This window comes from Curtobacterium sp. APC 4022, assembly GCF_030407555.1.
Classification (GTDB): Bacteria; Actinomycetota; Actinomycetes; order Actinomycetales; family Microbacteriaceae; genus Curtobacterium.
The window spans coordinates 1-19,377 of record NZ_JASDDD010000038.1; the positions used below are offsets into that span (position 1 = coordinate 1).

The following is a 19,377-nucleotide window of genomic DNA, read 5'->3' on the forward strand; positions in this document are numbered from 1 at the left end:
GGGGCAGGGGGTTGCGCGGTCACGGGCGACGAGTCTACCGGCGACGCCGTCCGGGGCGGTCCGGTGCTGCTCGCGGCGCCGGCGAGCGGTCAGGACACCCCGCTCACCTCCGCCGAGTGGTCACGGACCGTCGCTCTGGAGGCCCGTACCCGACCGGACGTGACCAGTCGCCGCCGCCGGGCGGGCGCGTCGGACACCCCGGCGACGGCAGGTCGTGACCGGTCGCCGCCGCCGGGCGGGCGCGTCGGACACCCCCGTACCCGACAGGTCGTGACCGGTCGCCGCCGCCGGGCGGGCGCGTCGGACACCCCGGCGACGGCGGCACAGCACGTGGAGGGCGGCAGGCCGACGGCGGGACTATCGTGGATGCCTGATCGTGTCCGGTCGGCGCGCGCGCGAGCGCGGCGGACCACTCCACCACCAGGAGGCCCTGCCGTGCCACAGCACTCCCCCTTCAGCGACGGACGGCTCCTCGTCGTCGCGTTCGAGGGCTGGAACGACGCGGGAGAGGCCGCGAGCGGTCTCGCCCGCCGCATCGTCGACGCGCTCGAACTCTCCGAGCTGCGGGAGATCGACGGCGAACGCTACGTCGACTACCAGTTCAACCGGCCCGAGGTCGGTTTTGACGACGAGGGCGAACGTGGCGTGCAGTGGCCCCGGATCGTCCTGCACGGGCCGAGTGCCGAGGGTCGCCCGGTGATCGGTGCGACCGGCGCCCCGACCGAGCGCGACGTCTTCGTCCTGGTCGGCCCCGAGCCGTCCCGCACCTGGCGCGGCTTCTGTGCCGAGGTCATCGACCTGGCCGACGTCTACTCGATCGACGCCGTGGTGTTCGTGGGCGCGATGCTCGCCGACGTGCCGCACACCCGCCCGATCTCGGTGTTCGTGTCGAGCGAGAACGCGACCGTCCGTGCCGCGTTCGACGTGGACAAGTCGACGTACGAGGGCCCGACCGGCATCCTCGGGGTCCTGGCCGACTCGATGGACAAGGCCGGACTCACGACCCTGTCGCTCTGGGCATCGGTGCCGCACTACGTGCACAACGCCCCGTCGCCGAAGGCCACGCTGTCGCTCCTCGACAAGATGGAGGAGCTCACTGACGTCACCGTCCCGCGCGGCACCCTGCTCGACGACGCCGCGCAGTGGGAGGAGGGCATCGACGCCCTCGCCTCGGACGACGAGGACATGGCGTCGTACATCGGGCAGCTCGAGCAGGCGCGGGACACCGTCGACTCCCCCGAGGCGTCCGGCGACGCGATCGCGCAGGAGTTCGAGCAGTACCTCCGGCGTCGCGAGCACAAGGACGGCAAGGACGGCAAGGACGGCAACGGCGCGGCCGGCGAAGGACCCTGGCGTCCGCCGCAGCCGCCGCAGTAGGCGTGAGCCGCGTCGGGGACGCGAGCCGCACCACCACGAGCACCTGACGGACGGGAGGCCCGGGACCAGCTGGTCCCGGGCCTCCCGTCCGTCAGCGGCGCGCCGGTGACGGGTGTGCGTCAGCCGATGCGGATGCCGAGGAGCGCGTCGACCAGGTCGACGAGCTCTGGCGTGGCGGCCGTGCCGGCCGCGATCGCGGTGTCGACGACCGCGACGGCACCGGGCGTGTCGAGGTCGTCCGCGACGCGGGCCCGGAGGCGTCCGACCACGTCGGCGGCGGACTGCTCGCCGTCCGCCTGCTCGCCGTCAGTCCGGGCGGCCCAGGCGTCCCACGACGCCAGTCGGCGCTCGGCGTCCTCGAGGTCCCCGTCGAACCACTCCCAGTCGTCTGAGTACCGGTGCGACAGCAGCGCCAGGCGGATCGCCCGCGGGTCGGCGCCGTCGTCGAGGAGGCCTCGGACGGTGACCAGGTTGCCGAGCGACTTCGAGATCTTCGTGCCCTGGTACGCGACCATGCCGGTGTGCACGTAGGCGTTCGCGAGCGGCTGCTGGGCGAGGGCCGCCGCGTGCCCGGCGCTCATCTCGTGGTGCGGGAAGACGAGGTCGCTGCCGCCGCCCTGCACGCTGATCGGCAGGCCGAGACGGTCACCGGCGATCACGCTGCACTCGATGTGCCAACCGGGGCGTCCGGGGCCGATCTCGGTGTCCCAGCTCGGCTCGCCCTGACGCTCGGCACGCCACAGCAGCGGGTCGAGCGGGTCGCGCTTACCGAGACGCTCGGGGTCGCCCCCGCGTTCGGCGGAGAGGGCGAGCATGGTGTCGCGGTCCAGGCGGCTCTCGTCACCGAGCGTCCAGACGTCGTTCGCCCGCTGCACGTCGAAGTACAGGTCCTCGCCGTCGGAGTCGGGCGTCGGCACGGTGTAGGCGTAGCCGGTCTCCTCGAGGTAGGCGACGGCCTCGGCGACGCGGTCGACCTCGTCGGTGACGGCCACGTAGTCGTCCGGCGGCAGGACGCGCAGTGCCTCCATGTCGCGGCGGAACAGGTCGATCTGCGAGGCGGCGAGCTCCTGCCAGTCGACGCCGTCGCGGTTGGCGCGCTCGAGCAGTGGGTCGTCGACGTCGGTCGTGTTCTGGGCGTACTGCACCTGCAGGCCGGCGTCGCGCCAGACCCGGCCGAGCGTGTCGAACGCCAGGTAGGTGGCAGCGTGGCCCAGGTGTGTGGCGTCGTAGGGCGTGATGCCGCAGACGTACAGGGCTGCACGGTCGGCACCGCGCGTGGGGTCGACGGGCTTGCCGGTGGCGGTGTCGTGGACGACCGGACGGGGCCCGGTGCCGGGGACCTCCGGGACGGACGGTGTGGACCAGGCCCTCATGCCTGCACCACCCCGGACGACAGGAGCACGATGAGGACGATCCCGAGCAGGATCCGGTAGACGACGAACGGCATGAAGCTCCGCTTGCTGATGTAGTTCATGAACGCGGCGATGACGACGAAGCCGACGACGAACGCCACCACGGTCGCGATGAGGGTGTCGGCCAGACCGAACGGTGCGCCGGTGTCCCCGAGGCTCGTGGCGGCCTCGTACAGGCCGGACAGGAACACCGCGGGGATGGCCAGGAGGAACGCGAACCGCGCCGCTGCCGGCCGCGTGTAGCCGAGGGCGAGCCCCATCGACACGGTGGCGCCGGAGCGGGAGACGCCCGGCACGAGGGCCAGGACCTGGGCGAGGCCGATGAGGATGCCGCCACCGAACGTCATCTGCTCGATCGGACGGACCTTACGGCCGACGCGGTCCAGCACGCCCAGGACGACGCCGAAGACGATGAGCACGATCGCGACGATCCACAGCGACCGGAAGGTGGTCTCGATGGTGTCCTGAAGGAGCAGCCCGACGACGCCGATCGGGATCGTGCCGATGATCACGAGCCAGCCGACGCGGACGTCCGGGTCGTTCCGCGGGACCTTGCCGGCCAGCGCGCCGAACCACTTCCGGACGATCCGGACGATGTCCCTCCAGAAGTAGATGAGCACGGCCGTCTCGGTGCCGAGCTGCGTCACCGCGGTGAAGGCCGCGCCGGGGTCCTGCGCGTCGGGCAGGAACAGCCCGACGATGCGCAGGTGGGCGCTGGAGGAGACCGGCAGGAACTCCGTCAGCCCCTGGACGAAGCCGAGGAAGATCGCCTCGAAGATGTGCACGTGTGCGGCCTTTCGCCGGTGCTGGACTCGGTTGTGCCGTCACCGACGACGACCATGCACGGTATCAGTAGGTCGCGAACAGGTCTCCGAGGACGCGGCGACCGAATGCCAACGACTCGAGTGGGACACGCTCGTCGACCCCGTGGAACATCGCCGGGAAGTCGACGCCGGCCGGCAGCTGCAGCGGCACGAAGCCGTACCCGGCGATGCCGAGCCGCGAGAGCGCCTTGTTGTCGGTCCCCCCGGACAGCAGGTACGGCAGCACCGGGGCGCCCGGGTCGTGTCGCTCGAGGACGTCCCGCACGGCGTCGACGAGCGGGCCGCCGAAGTCCTGCTCGAGCCCGACGTCCTGGTGGGTCATCGTCACCTCGACGTCGTCGCCGGCCAGTTCGCGCACCCGGGCCAGGACGGCGTCCTCGTCGCCGGGCAGGCAGCGGATGTCGACGAGGGCCGTCGCCTGGTCCGGGATCACGTTGTGCTTGTAGCCGGCGCTGAGGACGGTCGGGTTCGTGGTCGTGTGCAGGGCCGCGTGGATGAACCGGGCGGCGGAACCGGTGGCGAGGGCGACCTCGTCCGGGCCGGTGGCGACCGGGTCGACGCCCAGGAACCGGGCGACCTCGGCGACCATCGCGGTCGTCGTGTCGGACAGCCGGACCGGCCACTCCTCGCTGCCGATCCGAGCCACGGCGGCGGCGATCTTCGTGACCGCGTTGTCCTTGATGACGTGCGAGCCGTGCGCCGCCGTGCCGCGCGCGGTGAGCTTCACCCACATCAGGGCCTTCTCGCCGGTCTGGAGCAGGTAGGCGCGCCGGTCCCCGAGGGTGATCGAGTAACCACCGACCTCGCTGATCGCCGCCGTGGCACCGTCGAAGACCTCGGGGTGGGTGTCGACGACGTGGTGTGCGCCGAGGACCCCACCGGCTTCCTCGTCGGCGAAGTACGCGATCACCAGGTCCCGCTCGGGAGCACCCTGCTGCTCGATGACGTCCGACAGTGCGGTCAGCATCATCGCATCCATGTTCTTCATGTCGACGGCGCCGCGGCCCCAGAGGGAACCGTCGCGCACCTCGCCGCCGAACGGGTCGACGGACCAGTTCTCCGGGTCGGCGGGGACGACGTCGAGGTGCCCGTGGACGACGAGCCCGGGCTTGCTGCGGTCACGACCCGGCACCCGGGCGACGACGCTGACACGGTCGGGTTCGGACTCGAACAGCTGGGTCGTCAGCCCGAGGCCCTGCAGCGCCGACTCGACGTAGTGCGCCGCCTCGGTCTCGCCGCGGGACTTCCCCTCACCCCAGTTCGTGGTGTCGATCCGGATGAGGTCCCGCGCGATCGCCGCGGTGCGTTCCAGCTCGGACGTCATGGCGCAACGCTACCGGCGACGGACACGCTCCCCTCGCCGCGCCCGGGATGCGCAGCCGTGTTCAACGGGCGTTCACACCCGTGCTAGTGTCTTCTCTCGGCAGGAACGCCGGGGAAACCCGGTCGAACGGCCCGATGCCTGCACCATGTGCTCGGCGTCACACCCAGTCCGGGTGGCGGAATTGGTAGACGCGCTAGCTTGAGGTGCTAGTGCCCGTATTAGGGCGTAGGGGTTCAAGTCCCCTCTCGGACACGCAGCACCGGCTCCTCTGAGCAGATGCTCGAACACTTGTGTTGAGACAAGCGGCGAACGGCCCTCCTTCGGGAGGGCCGTTCGTTTTTGTGCGCCCGGGGGTCGCGCGCCTCCGGTCGTTCGCGCCCAGCGACACGGCACGCGGCGCACCACGCGAGCGATGTCGCCAGGCGCGAATCGCACCGCGACCCCACGCCGGACGGGAGGCACGGCCCGCGCCCGCACGCGCCTCCCGTCGTTCGCACCCAGCGACACCGCTCGCGGCGCACCACCCGAACGATGTCGCCAGGCGCGAAACCCGCCTCGGCGCCGCAGCGGGCGGGAGGCCCGGCGCGCGCCCGCCACGCGCCTCCCGTCGTTCGCGCCAAGCGACACGGCACGCGCCCCGCGACCCGAACCGTGTCGCCAGGCGTGAAACGCGCTGCCGCCGCCGCCGCCGCGGCCCCGCCGAGCGTCAGCGTCGCGCTCGCCGCACCACCCACACCGCGACGCCACCGATCAGCAGGTACGGCCACATCCTCACGACGGGGTCGAGCACCCCGTGCCGCCAGTCCCGTCGCGACGAGCCGACACGTGCGCCCACCGGGCTGTCCGCCCGCTCGGCCGCGATGCCGGTCTCCGCGACGATCCGGTCCGGCCGTCCGCGCAGCGCGTCCGTCACCCGGTGCGTGGCCACGTCGAGCCGGTCGCCGACGACGAGCAGCATCCAGTGCGCCAGGCGCCCCTCGCTGAACCGCCGGTAGGCGTACCGCTTGACGACCCCGGCGAGTCCGGACAGCGGCTGCGCGGTGCCGAACACCGGCGTGACGTGGGCGTGCTCGATCGAGCGTTCGCGGCCCTCCGCACCCGGCTGCGTCTCCGGGCGGACCCAGTGCGCCCCGGTGGCCGAGCCGGCCTCGCGCGACAGCTTGGGCACGCTCGGCCGGTCGGCGAGGTCCAGGTCACTCCCCCACCCGGGGATCCGCGCCCGCAGCTCGTCGGCGCTCGGCACGTCCTTCGCCCGGTCGGCGACGTACGGCATGTGGTCGGTCATCTCCTGCTCCTTCCTGCTCACGGCACGATCACCGGCTTGATGCACCCGTCGAGCTTCGACGAGAACAGGTGGTAGGCCTCGCCGATGTGCTCGAGCGGGATCCGGTGCGTGATGACGTCACTCGGCTTCAGGTGTCCGGCCTGGATGTGCTCGAGCAGCCTCGGCCACTGGCGCTTCACCGGCGCCTGGTTCATGTGGATGGTGACGCCCTTGTTCATCGCGTCGCCGAACTTCACCAGGCTCGGGATCGGCCCGTACGCACCCATCGCCGAGACGGTGCCGCCCTTCCGGACGCCGTCGATCGCCCAGTTCAGCGCGACCGGGGACCCGCCCTGCATCTTCAGCTTCGCGCTGGAGACGTGCATCAGGAAGTTGCCGTCCGCCTCGGCACCGACCGCGTCGATCACGCTGTCCGCGCCGAGGAAGTCGGTCTGCTTCTTCATCTCGAGCACGACGTCGTCGACCTCGGCGTAGTTGATGGTCTCGGCGTGCGCGAACTCGCGGGCCTTCTGCAGGCGGTACTCGAGCTGGTCGACGACGATCACCCGTCCGGCTCCCATGAACCAGGCCGACTTCGCCGCGAACAACCCGACCGGCCCGGCGCCGAGCACCACGACGGTGTCGCCTTCGCGGATCGAGGCGAGCTGCGCCCCGAAGTACCCCGTGCCCAGGGCGTCCGTCATCAGCAGCGCGTCCTCCGGGTCCAGCCAGTCCGGGATCACCTGCGGCCCGATGTCGGCGAACGGCACGCGGACACGCTCCGCCTGGCCGCCGTCGTAGCCGCCGGTGGTGTGCGAGTAGCCGAAGATGCCGCCGACCGCGGTGGCGTTCGGGTTCACGTTGTGGCAGTTCGTGAAGAGTCCGCGGGCGCAGAACCAGCAGGTCCCGCAGGAGATGTGGAACGGGACCATCACGCGGTCCCCCACGCTCAGCGTCTCGACCGACGACCCGAGCTGCTCGACGACGCCGATGAACTCGTGGCCGAAGGTGTGGCCGACGCGGGTGTCCGGCATCATGCCGTGGTACAGGTGCAGGTCCGACCCGCAGATCGCGGCCCGCTCGACGCGGATGACCGCGTCGTTCGGGTGCTCGATGCGGGGATCGGGCTTGTCATCGACGCGGACCCGGTACGGCCCGCGGTAGGTCATGGCACGCATGGCGCTCCTCTCACTCGTGGCGTCCACGGTGACGCCGGGCGGGTGGGAGGCGGTCCAGGGCCGCGTTCGGTGTCCAGTCGCTCCGGCAGGCCGGTGCCGGACCGGTGCCACGACGGACGGGAGGCCCGGTACCAGCTGGTACCGGGCCTCCCGTCTGCAGGCAGTTGCGTCGGGACGCGCGCGCTAGCTCTTCGCCGCGTCGACGAAGGTGCGACGCGGGTCGGTCTCCTTGATGAGGGAGGTCGCGTCGCGGCCGGACACGGCACCGGTGACCCAGCCGATGACGATGCGCGCCTTGCGGTTCAGCGTCGGCATCGCGTACACGTGGTACGCGCGGTGTGCGAGCCAGGCGAGCAGGTTCGTCATCTTGATGCCCTTGATGTTCGCCGCGCCCTTGGCGACACCGTACGAGGCGACCGTGCCGATGGACGGGTGTCGGTACTCCGTGAGCGGCTTGCCGGTGATCGTCGCCACGATGTTGTCGGCGACGACGACAGCCTGACGGACGGCGTTCTGGGCGTTCGGCGGGTAGTACGCCGGCTGCTTCTCGGCGGTCAGGTCGGGGACCTGCGCGACGTCACCGAGGCCCCAGACACCCTCGACGACCTCGTGGGTGTCCTCGGCCTCGACCTGCAGCTTCGCGTTCGCGGCGAGGTGGCCCTTCGGTCCGCGCGGCAGGTCGGTGGCGTCGAGGAGCGGGTTCGGCTTGACACCGGCGGTCCAGACGAGCAGACCGGTGGCGAACTCGTCGCCGTCGGACAGCTTGACGACGCCGCCCTCGCAGCTCGGCATGGTGGTCTTCAGGCGGACGTCGATGCCGCGGGCGCGGAGGGACTCGAGGGTCCACTTCGACAGCTCCGGGCCGACCTCGGGCGCGACGCGGTCGAGCGCGTCGATGAGCACCCAGCGGGGCTGCTCGCCGGCGAGCGACGGGTACGTGGCGATCGCGGCCTGGGAGACGTCGAACAGCTCACCGATCGCTTCGACGCCGGTGTAGCCGCCGCCGATGAAGATGCTGGTGAGGAGACGACGACGCTCGTCCTCGTCACGGGTGGCGGCGGCCTTCGCGATGTTGTCGAGGAGCTTCGCGCGGACGTACGCAGCTTCCTCGACGGTCTTGAAGCCGACGCCGACCTCGTCGAGGCCGGGGGTCGGGAACGTGCGGGTGACCGAGCCGAGCGCCACGATGAGGTGGTCGTAGCCGAGGGTGCGGTCGTCGCCGCCGGCCGTGGCGACCGCGACGGTCTTGTCGGCCGAGGAGATCCCGGTCACCTTGCCCTGGATGACCCGGGTCTTGCGGAGCGCGCGTCGGAGTTCGACGGTGACGTCCTTGGGGGCGATGTGACCGCCGGCGACCTCGGGCAGGAACGGCAGGTACGTGTAGTACGTGTTCTGGTCCACGAGGGTGATGCGCATGGGCACCGTGGCGGCGTGCTTCTGCAGCTGCTTGACGGCGGTGTAGCCGGCCGAGCCGCCGCCGAGGACGAGGACGTGAGGGATGGAGTCTGCCATTCCTCCGGTCTACCCGATCCTGCCCGTCCCCGTCATCAGCGCCGCACCTGTCCGGGCGATCCGGAGCGGAACCTGGTCACTTCCCGCCGTCGACCGTCACTTGCCGCCGCCGACCGTCACCTGCCGTCGCGGAGGCGCCACCACGCGGTCTCGGCGATCTCGCGTCCGGTGTACACGCCGTACTGCGTCCGACGGGACTCGTGCAGCGAGAACCGACGCAGCCGGTAGCCGCCGCCGAACCGGTCGATGATCGCCTCGGGCGAGGAGTCCGCATCGCGCTTGACGTACCAGGTGCGGTCGTCGTCGACGGGCTCGATCACGGTCGGACCCGGCTCACCGGGCTCACCGTGCTCACCGGCGGTTGCCGATCCGGCCGCGCAGGATGTCGATGCGCTTCTGGATCTGCTCGATGCTCGCCTGCGCCACGGCCGGGCCACCGCTCATCCGACGGAGTTCGGCGTGGATCGACCCGTGCGGTTCGTTGGCGTGCCGGGACCAGATCGACACCAGGCGCTGCAGTTCCGACCGCTGCTCCTTGATCGTCAGGTACATCGGACGGCTCTCGGGCTCAGGGGCCTTGGGCATGCCGTCCTTGAGCACCCGGCCCTTGGACCGCTTCGCCTGGGTCGCCTGGCGTGCACGGAGCAGGTCGCGCACCTGGTCGGGTTCCAGCAGGCCCGGGATGCCGATGAAGTCGAGCTCCTCGAGGGAACCGACCTCGCCGCCGGTGCCGAACTCGCCGCCGTCGTAGAGCACCCGGTCGAATGAGGCCTGCGAGTCGAGCGCCTCGAACGGCTGCATGTCGAGCAGGCTCTCGGACGCGCGGTCCTCCTTGTTGGCCTCGGCGACCATGGCGTCTTCGGGGTTGTACATGCCGTCCTCGGCGTCCTTCGGACGGTCGAGGGCGTGGTCACGCTCCAGCTCGAGGGTGGCGGCGAGGGCCATCAGGCCGGGGACGCTCGGCAGGAACACCGACGCGGTCTCGCCACGGCGGCGGGCCCGGACGAAGCGGCCGATCACCTGGGCGAAGAACAGCGGCGTGCTGGCGCTCGTCGCGTACACCCCGACGCAGAGCCGGGGCACGTCGACGCCTTCGGACACCATCCGGACGGCGACCATCCAGCGCGAGGTGTCCTCGGCGAAGGACTGGATGCGGCTGGAGCCGGCGGCCTCGTCGGAGAGGACGACGGTCGGCCGCTCCCCCGTGATCCGCTGCAGGATCCGCGCGTACGCCCGGGCGGTGGTGGTGTCGGTCGCGATCACCAGGCCGCCGGCGTCGGGCACACCACGGCGGACCTCGGTGAGGCGCTTGTCGGCCGCCGACAGCACGGCGGGCATCCACTCGCCCTCAGGCGACAGCGCGGTACGCCAGGCCTGCGCGGTGATGTCCTTCGTGACGGGATCGCCGAGGGAGGCCGACATCTCGTCGCCCATCCGGGTCTTCCAGCGCATCTGCCCGGCGTACGCCATGAACAGCACGGGCCGGACGACGCCGTCCTTCAGTGCCCGGCCGTAGCCGTAGTTGTAGTCGGAGATCGAGGTGCGGATGCCCTGCTCGTCCGGGGCGTACTGCACGAACGGGATCGGTGCGGTGTCGGAGCGGAACGGCGTGCCGGAGAGCGAGAGCCGCCGGGTGGCCTTCGAGAACGCCAGTCGGATGCCCTCACCCCACGTCAGGGCGTCGCCGCCGTGGTGCACCTCGTCGAGGACGACCAGGGTCTTGCCCCCGGCGGTGATGCGCTCGTGCACCTCGGGGTTCATGCCGACCTGGGCGTACGTGATCGCGACGCCCTGGTAGTGCCGGCCGAACATGCCGTCACCGTTCTTGAACATCGGGTCGAGCCGGATGTTCACGCGGTCGGCGGCGTCGGCCCACTGCCGCTTGAGGTGCTCGGTCGGGGCGACGACGACCAGCCGGTCGACGGTGCCGCGGGCGAGGAGCTCGGTCGCCAGGCGCAGCGCGAACGTGGTCTTGCCGGCGCCCGGGGTGGCCGCGGCGAGGAAGTCGCGCGGTTCCTTCTCGAAGTACTTCGTCAGCGCTTCGACCTGCCAGGCGCGGAGCTTCGAGGCGGTGCCCCAGGCAGCACGTTCCGGGAACGCCGGGGACAGGTGCTCGGCGGCCGCGTTGCCCGCGACCTCGGCGATGGCCGCCGGTTCGGTCGGTGCCGATCCGTCACGGGCCGCTCCGCCCGGTGCGTCGGACGGCCCGTCGATCGGGAGTTCGGCGGGTTCCTGGTGCTCGATGTTCTCCGCTGCGCTCACTCCACCCAAGTGTACCGGCACGCTCAGTCCTGCCGGGCGTGCGGGGCACGCTGCTCGGGCGTCGCGCGGACGAGCGATGCCGGGCGCAGCACGCCGGCGCCGAAGCGCGCGGTGACGGCGTCGACGGTGGTCTCGGTCTCCCGCCACGGCGCGTCGTCGTCCCAGAGGGCGTTGCTCGCGGCCGCGGGCACGAGGTTCTCCCCGCGGACACCGATCAGTCGGATGCGGTTGCCCGGTCGGTGCAGGACGTCGTAGAGCTCGACGGCTTCGCGGTGGAGGCGCTTGGCGACGTCGCTGGGTTCGGCGAGGGTGCGGGACCGGGTCAGCGTGCTGAAGTCGGTGTAGCGGACCTTGAGCGCCACGGTGCGGGCCTGCACCTCGGCTCGGCGCAGTCGGACGGCCACTTTCTCGGCCAGGCGCAGCAGTTCGCGGGCGACGTCGTCGCGTTCGGTGAGGTCGCGGCCGAACGTCACCTCGTGCCCGATCGACTTCTCGCCGACCCCGGCCTCGACCGTGCGCGGGTCTCGGCCCCAGGCCAGGTCGTGGAGCCGCTGGCCGCCGGCGGGGCCGAGCAGGGCGACGAGCGAGGGCAGCGGTGTGGTGGCGAGGTCGCGGATGGTGTGGATGCCCCGGCGTTCGAGGGTCTCCTGCGTCTTGCCGCCGACGCCCCAGAGCGCCGAGACGGGCTGGGGGTGCAGGAACTCGATGGTGTACGCGTGCGGGACGACGAGCAGGCCGTCGGGCTTGGCGCGGCTGGAGGCGAGCTTCGCGACGAACTTCGTCGATGCGGCGCCGACCGAGCAGTGCAGACCGGTCTCGGCGAACACGGTCCGGCGGATCTCGGTACCGATCTGCCACGGCGTGCCGTACAGCCGGAGGGCGCCGGCGACGTCGAGGAACGCCTCGTCGATGCCGAGTCGTTCGACCCGCGGGGTGAACCGGTCGAAGATCCGCATGACCTGGGCCGAACGGGCGCTGTACTTCTCGAAGTGCGGCTCGACGATCACGGCGGCGGGGCAGCGGCGTTTCGCGACGGCCATCGGCATCGCGGAGTTGATGCCGTACTTGCGGGCCTCGTACGTGGCGGCGGTGACGACCGAGCGGTCGGAGTCGTGCCCGACGATCACCGGCAGGCCGACGAGGTCCGGGCGGTCGAGCAGTTCCACGGAGGCGAAGAAGGCGTCCATGTCGACGTGCAGGACCGTCGCCGTGGCGTCGTCGACGGGCGCGTCGGTGACGAGTCGGTTCCGTCCGTCCTGCTTGCTCACCGGGTCATGCTCGCACGGACCGGCGACACCGGCGTCGGCCAGGCGGCCAGTCGGCCAGGCGACACCGGGTCCGGCCGAGGTCAGCGCGGCAGCGGTCCGAACTCCGCCGCCGCGATGGTCCGCATCGCCGAGTCCCGCGTCGACGGGTGGTACTGCCCGGCGCGGACGTCCCGCGCCAGACGCGCCAGTTCGTCCGACGCGCGGAAGGCCGAGCCGCCGACGATCCGCAGCGCCTCGTCCACGACGTGCTGGGCCGTGTCCACCGCGCGGGTCTTCGTGCCGACGAGCAGCGGGAACCACCGGTCGTGGTCGACGAGTTCGTCGACGTCCCGGGCCAGCGCGTCGACCTGCAGTGCGATCGCGTCGGTCGCACTGCGCATCGCGGCGACCGCCCGCCGGACGTCCGGGTCGGCCGAGCGGGGCATCCCGTCCATCGCGACGCGGCCGGAGACGCGCTCGACGGCCAGGGTCACCGCCCGCGACGCGATCCCCACGTACACCGATGCCACGAGCAGCTCGAAGGCCGCGAAGATGCCGAACACGAGCGGGTCCGCCACCGGGCCGACCGGCAGCACACGGACGATCCGCTCCGCCGGCACGTGCAGCCCGTCCAGGATCGTCGTCCGACTCTGCGTCGCCCGCATGCCGAGGGTGTCCCAGTCGTCCAGGTGGCGCACCCCGCCGTCACTCCGGACGGCGAACCCGTGCACGAGTCGCGGCTCCGGCCCGGAGGTGTCCTTCCCGAAGACGCTCAGCAGGTCCCACGCCGGTGCGAGCGAGGTCGACACCTTCGTGCCGGTGAACCGGTACCCGCCGACGCCGTCCGGCTCGGCGGTGGTGAGCGAGTCGAAGAGCACCGCGTCGTTGCCCGGCTCGCTGACCCCGAAGGCGAGCAGCCGGTCCGCCGCCGCCGCGTCGGTCACGGTCTGGAGGAACGTCCCACCCCGGGCGGACACGCTGCGGGCCGCCTGCACCCACACCTGGTGCATGCCCAGCCCGAGCGCCGTCGCCGGTGCCGCGGTGGCGAGGGTCCGCTGGACCGCAGCGGTCTCGCGGAGACCCAGCCCCGAGCCTCCGTCCCGGATCGGCACCCCGATGCGGAGGTACCCGGCCTGCCGGAGCTCGTCGAGGTCCTCGGCGAGGAAGGCGTTGTCGGCGTCGTAGCCGGGAGCGCGCGCGGCGATGCGTGCCAGGAGGTCGTCCGGCACGGTCCAGGGACGTCGCTTGCCGGGAGTGGACTCGGTCATGGGACGAGAGTACGGTCGCGTGTCGTGTCAGACGAGCATCCCTGGACCCGGTACGTCGCGATCGGTGACTCGTTCACCGAGGGGATCGGTGATCCGGACCCCCAGTCTGTCGGGGGTCACCGCGGGTGGGCCGACCGGGTCGCCGAGACCCTGGCGGACCGTACCGACGAGGACTTCGGCTACGCCAACCTCGCCGTCCGCGGCCGGCTGCTCGGCCAGATCATCGTCGAGCAGGCCGAAGCCGCCGTCGCCCTGGGCCCGGACCTGATCACGGTGTCGGCGGGTGGCAACGACATCATCCGGCCGGGCTCCGACCCGGACGCCCTTGCCGAACGGTACGACCGGATGATCGAGACCCTCCGGCGGGACGGCGCGACCGTGGTGCTGTTCACCGGACCGGACGTCGGCATGACCCCGGTGCTCGGCATGGTGCGCGGCAAGACGGCGATCTACAACGAGCACCTGCAGGCCATCGCGCTGAAGCACGGGGCGCTCGTCACGAACCTCTGGGCGCTCCGGGTGCTGCGGGACCCGCGGATGTGGGCCGCCGACCGGCTGCACCACTCCCCGCTCGGACACGCGACGGTCGCGGCCGCCGTGCTCGACACCCTCGGCGTCGCCCACGAACTCGGCGCGGCGGTCCCGGAGCCGCTCGCCGCGCGCCCCTGGCGGGAGGCCCGGGTCGAGGACCTCGGCTGGGCCAAGGAGTACCTCGTGCCGTGGGTCGTCCGGCGTGTCCGGGGGACGTCGTCGGGCGACGGCATCACGGCGAAGCGGACGTCGTTGCAGCCGGTCACGCCGCGGGACTGAGCGCAGCCCAGCCCGGTCAGCCGACCAGCGCCCGGTCGAGCTCCACACCGCGGAACGGGTTCGACCACCGCCACCACACGCCCGGGTCCTCGATGGCCCGGTCGAGGCGCAGCGGCACCGTCACCGGGTCGTGGTGCGACACCGTGAACCGCACCGACCCGACGCGCTCCCCCGCCGAACCGAACGTCAGCGGCTCGAGCGACGTCTTAGCCGTCACGTCCGTGGGACCCCAGACCAGCAGCGACGCCGCACGGCTGGCGGTCGCGTCGACCTCCTCCTGCCAGGGCGCCTGGTACGTGCCGAACGTCTGCCCGGCGTTCGTCAGCGTGATCGTGTGGAAGTCGTCCGCCACCGAGTGCAGCAGCTTCCGGACGTCACCGTCCAGCGAGTCGTGGTCGACCCCGCCGAGCATCGCCCCGATCACGGTCACCGTGCGGCCACCGCGCTGGTAGGTCGCCGCGAAGAGCAGGCAGGCGCCGGCCTCGTCGAGGGTTCCGGTCTTGATGCCCTCGACACCGTCCATGCCGAGCAGCTTGTTCGAGTTCTCGATGTCGCCGACGCCCGGCACCGTCGCCTTCGCCGTCCCCACCACCTGCTTCACCAGCGGGTCCGCCAGGGCGAGCTTGCCGAGGTCGACCAGGTCCGTCGCCGTGCTCGTGTTCCGGGGGTCGAGACCCGTCGGCTCCATGATCGTGGTGTCGTCGAGACCGTGGGCGTCGAGCCAGGTCGCCGCGGCCTTGCGGTAGCCGTCCATCGACCCGAAGGCCCAGAGCGCCAGGGAGCCGGCGTAGTTGTTCGCCGACTTCATCAGCATCACCTGGAACGCCCGGTACTCGGACAGGCGCAGGTTGCTCGGCAGTGGTGCGACCTCGCCGTTCTGCGCCGCGTACTGGCTGTACAGCGCCTCCATCTGGGGCGTGAACCGGACGTCCGGCCCCTGCTCCCCCGGTTGCAGCGGCTTCTCCTCGAGCACGACCAGGGCCGTCACGACCTTCGAGATGCTCGCGATCGAACGGGCCTTCCGGTCGCCGCTCGTCGTCAGGCTCTCCGGGAAGCCGTCCGCCTCGACCGCGGTCGCGCCGTAGTCGGGGAACCGGACGTCTGCGGCGCTCGCGGTCGGCGGACGGTACGTCGCCGTGCTGGCCGTCGCCGGAGCGAACGGCACGACCGCGGCGGCCACCAGGAACGCGACGACGAGCAGGAGCACCGCGATGACGGCGACCGCCACGGGCCTCCGGATCGCGGAGCGGGGGCGGCGGACGACGTTCGGCACGAGACCGGATCGTACTGGAGGCGCGGGCCGGCCCCCTGGGACCGGTGCGGCTCGTCGCGAGGCCGGGGCGGGCCTCCCGGCACTGCCGTCCGGCGCCGGAGGAGCGCCGACGGGGTCAGCTGCGGCGACCCGCGTCGAGCTCGGACGACCGGACGAGGCTCCGCAGCATCGGGAGTGCTGCGCGCGCTCCGGGGCCCGCTTCGTCGACGACCACCGCAACGCCGACGAGGTCCGCTGCCGCGTCGGCGACCAGTTGCGCCACCGCGAGCGCCTGGCTGCCGGTCTCGATCCAGTCGTCGACCAGGACGACCCGTTGCCCGGCAGCGAACAGGTCCCGGCGCGCCGACAGGGTCCGCCGGTTCCCGCGGTAGTCGCGGTCCGTCGTCCGTGCCACCAGCGGTCCGGGGAACAGCGCGCCGTCCTTCCGGACCGGGGCGAAGCCGACACCGAGTGTCAGCGCGACGGGCGGAGCGAGCACGAAACCACGGGACTCGATGCCGATCACGACGTCCGGCCGAGCGTCCTCGACCAGTGCGGCGAGCCCCGCGACGATCCCGGCCAGCGCGTCGGCCGACCGGAGCATGGTCCAGGTGTCGGCTGCACCGTCGATCCAGCGGAAGTGCTCGAGGACCAGGTCGTGGCCGCGGTCGACGGCGTCGTGGGTGTGCACACCCCGACGCTAGGGACACGACGCTCGGGACACACGGGTGCTGCCTCGCTCGATGCCACGATGGTGCCGTGACCGACGCCCTCGAACCCGCACTCGTCCCGGAGCTCCTCGTCGCCGACCTCGACCACAGCCTGGCGTTCTGGTGCGGCCTCTGCGGCTTCACCATCAGCTACGCCAGGCCCGACGAGCGCTTCGCCTACGTCGTCCTCGGCTCGGCACACCTGATGCTCGAGCAGGCCGGGGTCGGCCGCAACTGGGTGACGGGTCCGCTCGACGCTCCCCTGGGCCGTGGCGTGAACTTACAGGTCAGCGTGCCCGACAGCGGAGCGCTCGTCGCAGTGCTGCGGGACGCCGACTGGCCGCTCTTCATGGAGCCGGAGACGAAGTGGTACCCGGTCGGCGGCGAGGAGGCCGGGGTCGAGCAGTTCCTCGTGCAGGACCCGGACGGCTACCTGGTGCGGTTCCAGTCCTCCGTGGGGCGGCGCTGACCGTCGACCGAGACCTCGAAGACGATCTCCCGGCCGTCTTCCTCGTCCCACTGCTCGCCGTTCTCGACGAACCCGTACGCGGCGATCAGGGCGAGTGAGGCAGCGTTGTCCGGGCTGATGGTGGCCCGCACCGTCCGCACGTCGGGGTGGTCGTGCGCGACCGCCAGGAGCGTCTCGAGTGCCCGTCTCGCATACCCCCTGCGGCGATGGGCCGGATCCACGCGGTACCCGACCTCGACCATGCCGTCCGCATCCGGCGGGCCGTGGAAGCCGGCGAGGCCGACCGGAAGGGCGACTGCAGGGTCGACGATCAACCGTGTGACCCAAGGTGCGTCGCCCGGGCGCTCGCGGATCTGCTCGCTCCTCTTGCGCCACAGCGAGGCGCACTCCGGCCCGGTGAGGTAGGGCGACATGGTCCGGCGAGTCGTGGAGTCGGTCTCACCGGCCGCGAGGGCGTGCAGCACTGCCTCCGGCACGACGTCGAGGTGCACGTCGGACTGGTCGGGCTGCGCGTGGTGCCAGGGTGCGTTCGTGATGGTCATCGCTCAGCAGACTGGCACAGCCGGTGCGCGTCTTCGGCACTGATCTCGCGGACCGTCAGCTCACCGGACGAGTCGCACGGTGGCGCCGAGTGGCTCGAAACTCGAGGTGGCGCCGTCGGCGGTGAACCTGTTCCGGCGGTAGAACGCATGGGCTCGAGGATTGTCCGCCGCCACCCACAGCGACGCAGGACGTCCGCCGAGCACCCCGTCGAGGAGCGCTTGACCGGCTCCCGTTCCCTGCACCCGTTCGAGCACGTAGAGCATGGCGAGTTCCTCTGGGCGGACCGCGTCGGGCTCGACTGCGCGTTGGGCGGCCGCGAACCCGATCACGCCGGTCGGATCCTCGGCCACGGTGGTGGAGAAGACCCCGTCTTCCAGGTACGTCCGCCACATGCCGACTCGTCGGTCGACGTCGAACCAGGGGTTCGTGTCCGGATCCTCGACCAGCCGACCGTACGTCTCGCGCCATGAGGTCGCGTGCACACGGGCGATGCTCTCGGCGTCCTCGACCGTGGCGGGCCGTGTCACGGTCCCTGCGTCGCCGTCGAGTCGTGCCATCTCGAGACTGTAGCAACTGCGGCCCCTCGTTGCCCATGACCGGGCAGCCCGCCGCGATCGCGGTCGTCGGTCAGGAACGCGCGAATGCCCGACCGGATCGCCGCGCAGCTGCCGCGAGGACGGGTTGCGCTGCGGCGAGCGGGACGCAGAGCAGGCCGAGGACCCACCAGGTGCCATTGACGTGCAGGTGTGCGATCAGCTGGGTGCCGACGAGTGGCCCGACTGCGGCGGCGATGCCCCAGCTGATGCCGAAGACCGACATGTACCGAGCGCGCGACGTCGCGGGAGCGATCGCCGCGACGAGTGCGGTGGCGTGCCCGAGGAGCACCAGGTCACCGAGGCTCCACACGACCGTCGCAGCGATCAGGCCGGGCAGGTCGACAGCGACTCCGTTGAGGACGAAACCGACGCCGAGCACCAGGAAACCGATCGCCAGCGCCGCGAAGTGGCTCCACCGGGTGAGCGGCCCCCGCACGACCAGCGGCTGCCCGAGGACGATGACGAGGGCCGAGACGGCGAAGAGCACGCCGACCAGCGACGGCCGGATCCCGTCGGCACGCAGTGTGAGGGGAAGTGCGACGTCGAGCTGCAGGTACAGCACGGCGAAGCCCGTGCCGGTGACGAGCATCCCGACGAGCATCGGGTCCCGCCACGGACTCCGCACCACCGCAGCCGGGGTCGACGCACGATCCTCCGGCTCCTGTCCCCCGCGACGCGGCTGCAACCCGACGAGGACGAGGGTCGCGCACGCCAGGCAGGTCACCGCGTCGACCACGAACAGCAGTCGGAGGTCGACACCACCGACGGTCGCCGCGAGGACGCCGGCGAGCACCCCGGCGACGGCGAGTGCAGCCGAGTACAACCCGTAGGCGGCGACCCGGTCGCGGTCGCCCTCGACGACGTCGGCGACGAGTGCCTGGGACGGCGGTTCGTAGATCTCGAACGACAGGCCGATGAGCACCGCTGCGGCCGCAGCGGTCACGACGCCGGGTGCCGCCGCGAGCAGGAGTTGGAACACCGCGGTGAGGGTGAGGCCCCACGCGATGGTGGAGCGGTGGCCGATCCGGTCGCTGAGGAAGCCACCGATCAGTCGCGAGGGGATCGTCGCCACCCCGAAGAGGGCGACGATCGCTCCGGCAGTCTGCACCTGGACGGAGAAGTCGTCGACCAACACGACGGCGAGGAAGGGCAGCGTGAAGGCCCCGAGGCGGTTCACGGTCCGGGCGGCGACGAGCAGCCAGACGGGAGGCGGCAGCGATCGCCATCGCGACGGCACCGCCCGATCCCAGCTCAGATGCACGCGGTCACGCTACCGAGTACCGGAGACAGGCCGGACCACTCCCTCGACCGGTTCGGCCGTCAGCGCAG

At 71.8% G+C, this 19,377-nt stretch carries 18 protein-coding genes and 1 tRNA gene; 4 read left to right on the plus strand and 15 right to left on the minus strand.

Annotated features, from left to right (window positions below):
* Positions 1-435: 435 nt before the first annotated feature.
* The gene (locus QL987_RS12035) at positions 436-1,377 is read left to right on the plus strand and encodes a PAC2 family protein (protein ID WP_290157842.1); all 942 of its coding nucleotides are present in this window, start codon (positions 436-438) and stop codon (positions 1,375-1,377) included.
* Between the two features lie 119 nt (positions 1,378-1,496).
* On the opposite strand, the gene mshC is transcribed toward QL987_RS12035, so the two are convergent.
* The 3 genes from mshC to QL987_RS12050 all read right to left on the minus strand — a co-directional run bounded on the left by mshC (position 1,497) and on the right by QL987_RS12050 (position 4,937).
* Positions 1,497-2,750, minus strand: coding sequence for a cysteine--1-D-myo-inosityl 2-amino-2-deoxy-alpha-D-glucopyranoside ligase (gene mshC / locus QL987_RS12040; protein WP_290157844.1), 1,254 nt, complete (start codon positions 2,748-2,750; stop codon positions 1,497-1,499).
* Positions 2,747-3,574 carry an undecaprenyl-diphosphate phosphatase gene (locus QL987_RS12045; protein WP_290157846.1) on the minus strand — a complete coding sequence of 276 codons (828 nt, stop codon included), beginning with the start codon at positions 3,572-3,574 and terminating at the stop codon, positions 2,747-2,749. Before QL987_RS12045 ends, mshC begins: the two co-directional genes overlap by 4 nt.
* Before the next feature lie 64 nt (positions 3,575-3,638).
* Positions 3,639-4,937, minus strand: a complete 1,299-nt coding sequence (locus QL987_RS12050) for a M20/M25/M40 family metallo-hydrolase (RefSeq protein WP_290157848.1) — start codon at positions 4,935-4,937, stop codon at positions 3,639-3,641.
* A 166-nt stretch (positions 4,938-5,103) separates the two neighbouring features.
* On the opposite strand from QL987_RS12050, the gene QL987_RS12055 reads away from it, so the two are divergent.
* A tRNA-Leu gene (locus QL987_RS12055) sits at positions 5,104-5,189 on the plus strand.
* Between the two features lie 454 nt (positions 5,190-5,643).
* Here the strand turns inward: QL987_RS12055 and QL987_RS12060 are convergent.
* The 7 genes from QL987_RS12060 to QL987_RS12090 all read right to left on the minus strand — a co-directional run bounded on the left by QL987_RS12060 (position 5,644) and on the right by QL987_RS12090 (position 13,668).
* Positions 5,644-6,243 (minus strand): hypothetical protein, encoded by a 600-nt coding sequence (locus tag QL987_RS12060; protein ID WP_290157849.1) that lies wholly within the window; start codon positions 6,241-6,243, stop codon positions 5,644-5,646.
* Positions 6,240-7,379, minus strand: a complete 1,140-nt coding sequence (locus QL987_RS12065; RefSeq protein WP_290157850.1) for a zinc-dependent alcohol dehydrogenase — start codon at positions 7,377-7,379, stop codon at positions 6,240-6,242. The genes QL987_RS12060 and QL987_RS12065 overlap by 4 nt, the downstream gene beginning before the upstream one ends.
* A 183-nt stretch (positions 7,380-7,562) precedes the next feature.
* The gene (locus QL987_RS12070; protein ID WP_111073489.1) at positions 7,563-8,891 is read right to left on the minus strand and encodes an FAD-dependent oxidoreductase; all 1,329 of its coding nucleotides are present in this window, start codon (positions 8,889-8,891) and stop codon (positions 7,563-7,565) included.
* Between the two features lie 116 nt (positions 8,892-9,007).
* Positions 9,008-9,211: a hypothetical protein gene (locus QL987_RS12075; RefSeq protein ID WP_290157852.1), complete on the minus strand. Its 204-nt coding sequence runs from the start codon at positions 9,209-9,211 to the stop codon at positions 9,008-9,010.
* Positions 9,212-9,242: 31 nt separating this feature from the next.
* Positions 9,243-11,036 (minus strand): DEAD/DEAH box helicase, encoded by a 1,794-nt coding sequence (locus tag QL987_RS12080; RefSeq protein WP_111073701.1) that lies wholly within the window; start codon positions 11,034-11,036, stop codon positions 9,243-9,245.
* Between the two features lie 140 nt (positions 11,037-11,176).
* Positions 11,177-12,421 carry a DNA polymerase IV gene (gene dinB, locus QL987_RS12085; protein WP_290157854.1) on the minus strand — a complete coding sequence of 415 codons (1,245 nt, stop codon included), beginning with the start codon at positions 12,419-12,421 and terminating at the stop codon, positions 11,177-11,179.
* A gap of 80 nt (positions 12,422-12,501) precedes the next feature.
* On the minus strand, positions 12,502-13,668 hold the full coding sequence (locus QL987_RS12090; protein ID WP_221849526.1) for an acyl-CoA dehydrogenase family protein: 1,167 nt from the start codon (positions 13,666-13,668) through the stop codon (positions 12,502-12,504).
* 24 nt (positions 13,669-13,692) lie between these two features.
* On the opposite strand from QL987_RS12090, the gene QL987_RS12095 reads away from it, so the two are divergent.
* Positions 13,693-14,478, plus strand: a complete 786-nt coding sequence (locus QL987_RS12095; protein WP_290157855.1) for an SGNH/GDSL hydrolase family protein — start codon at positions 13,693-13,695, stop codon at positions 14,476-14,478.
* A gap of 16 nt (positions 14,479-14,494) precedes the next feature.
* Here QL987_RS12095 and QL987_RS12100 read toward each other — a convergent pair whose 3' ends face one another.
* Both QL987_RS12100 and QL987_RS12105 read right to left on the minus strand, forming a co-directional pair.
* Positions 14,495-15,751 carry a D-alanyl-D-alanine carboxypeptidase gene (locus QL987_RS12100; protein WP_290157856.1) on the minus strand — a complete coding sequence of 419 codons (1,257 nt, stop codon included), beginning with the start codon at positions 15,749-15,751 and terminating at the stop codon, positions 14,495-14,497.
* A 115-nt stretch (positions 15,752-15,866) separates the two neighbouring features.
* Complete coding sequence (locus QL987_RS12105) at positions 15,867-16,421, minus strand: phosphoribosyltransferase family protein (RefSeq protein ID WP_290157857.1); 555 nt, start codon at positions 16,419-16,421, stop codon at positions 15,867-15,869.
* Between the two features lie 68 nt (positions 16,422-16,489).
* Between QL987_RS12105 and QL987_RS12110 the strand changes: the two genes are divergently transcribed.
* Positions 16,490-16,909: a VOC family protein gene (locus tag QL987_RS12110; protein WP_290157858.1), complete on the plus strand. Its 420-nt coding sequence runs from the start codon at positions 16,490-16,492 to the stop codon at positions 16,907-16,909.
* On the opposite strand, the gene QL987_RS12115 is transcribed toward QL987_RS12110, so the two are convergent.
* The 3 genes from QL987_RS12115 to QL987_RS12125 all read right to left on the minus strand — a co-directional run bounded on the left by QL987_RS12115 (position 16,870) and on the right by QL987_RS12125 (position 19,309).
* Positions 16,870-17,451, minus strand: a complete 582-nt coding sequence (locus QL987_RS12115) for a GNAT family N-acetyltransferase (protein WP_290157859.1) — start codon at positions 17,449-17,451, stop codon at positions 16,870-16,872. The genes QL987_RS12110 and QL987_RS12115 overlap by 40 nt on opposite strands.
* A gap of 60 nt (positions 17,452-17,511) precedes the next feature.
* A complete protein-coding gene (locus QL987_RS12120; protein WP_290157860.1) occupies positions 17,512-18,009 on the minus strand; it encodes a GNAT family N-acetyltransferase in 498 nt (165 codons plus the stop codon).
* Positions 18,010-18,079: 70 nt separating this feature from the next.
* Positions 18,080-19,309 carry an MFS transporter gene (locus tag QL987_RS12125; protein WP_290157861.1) on the minus strand — a complete coding sequence of 410 codons (1,230 nt, stop codon included), beginning with the start codon at positions 19,307-19,309 and terminating at the stop codon, positions 18,080-18,082.
* Positions 19,310-19,377 lie beyond the last annotated feature (68 nt).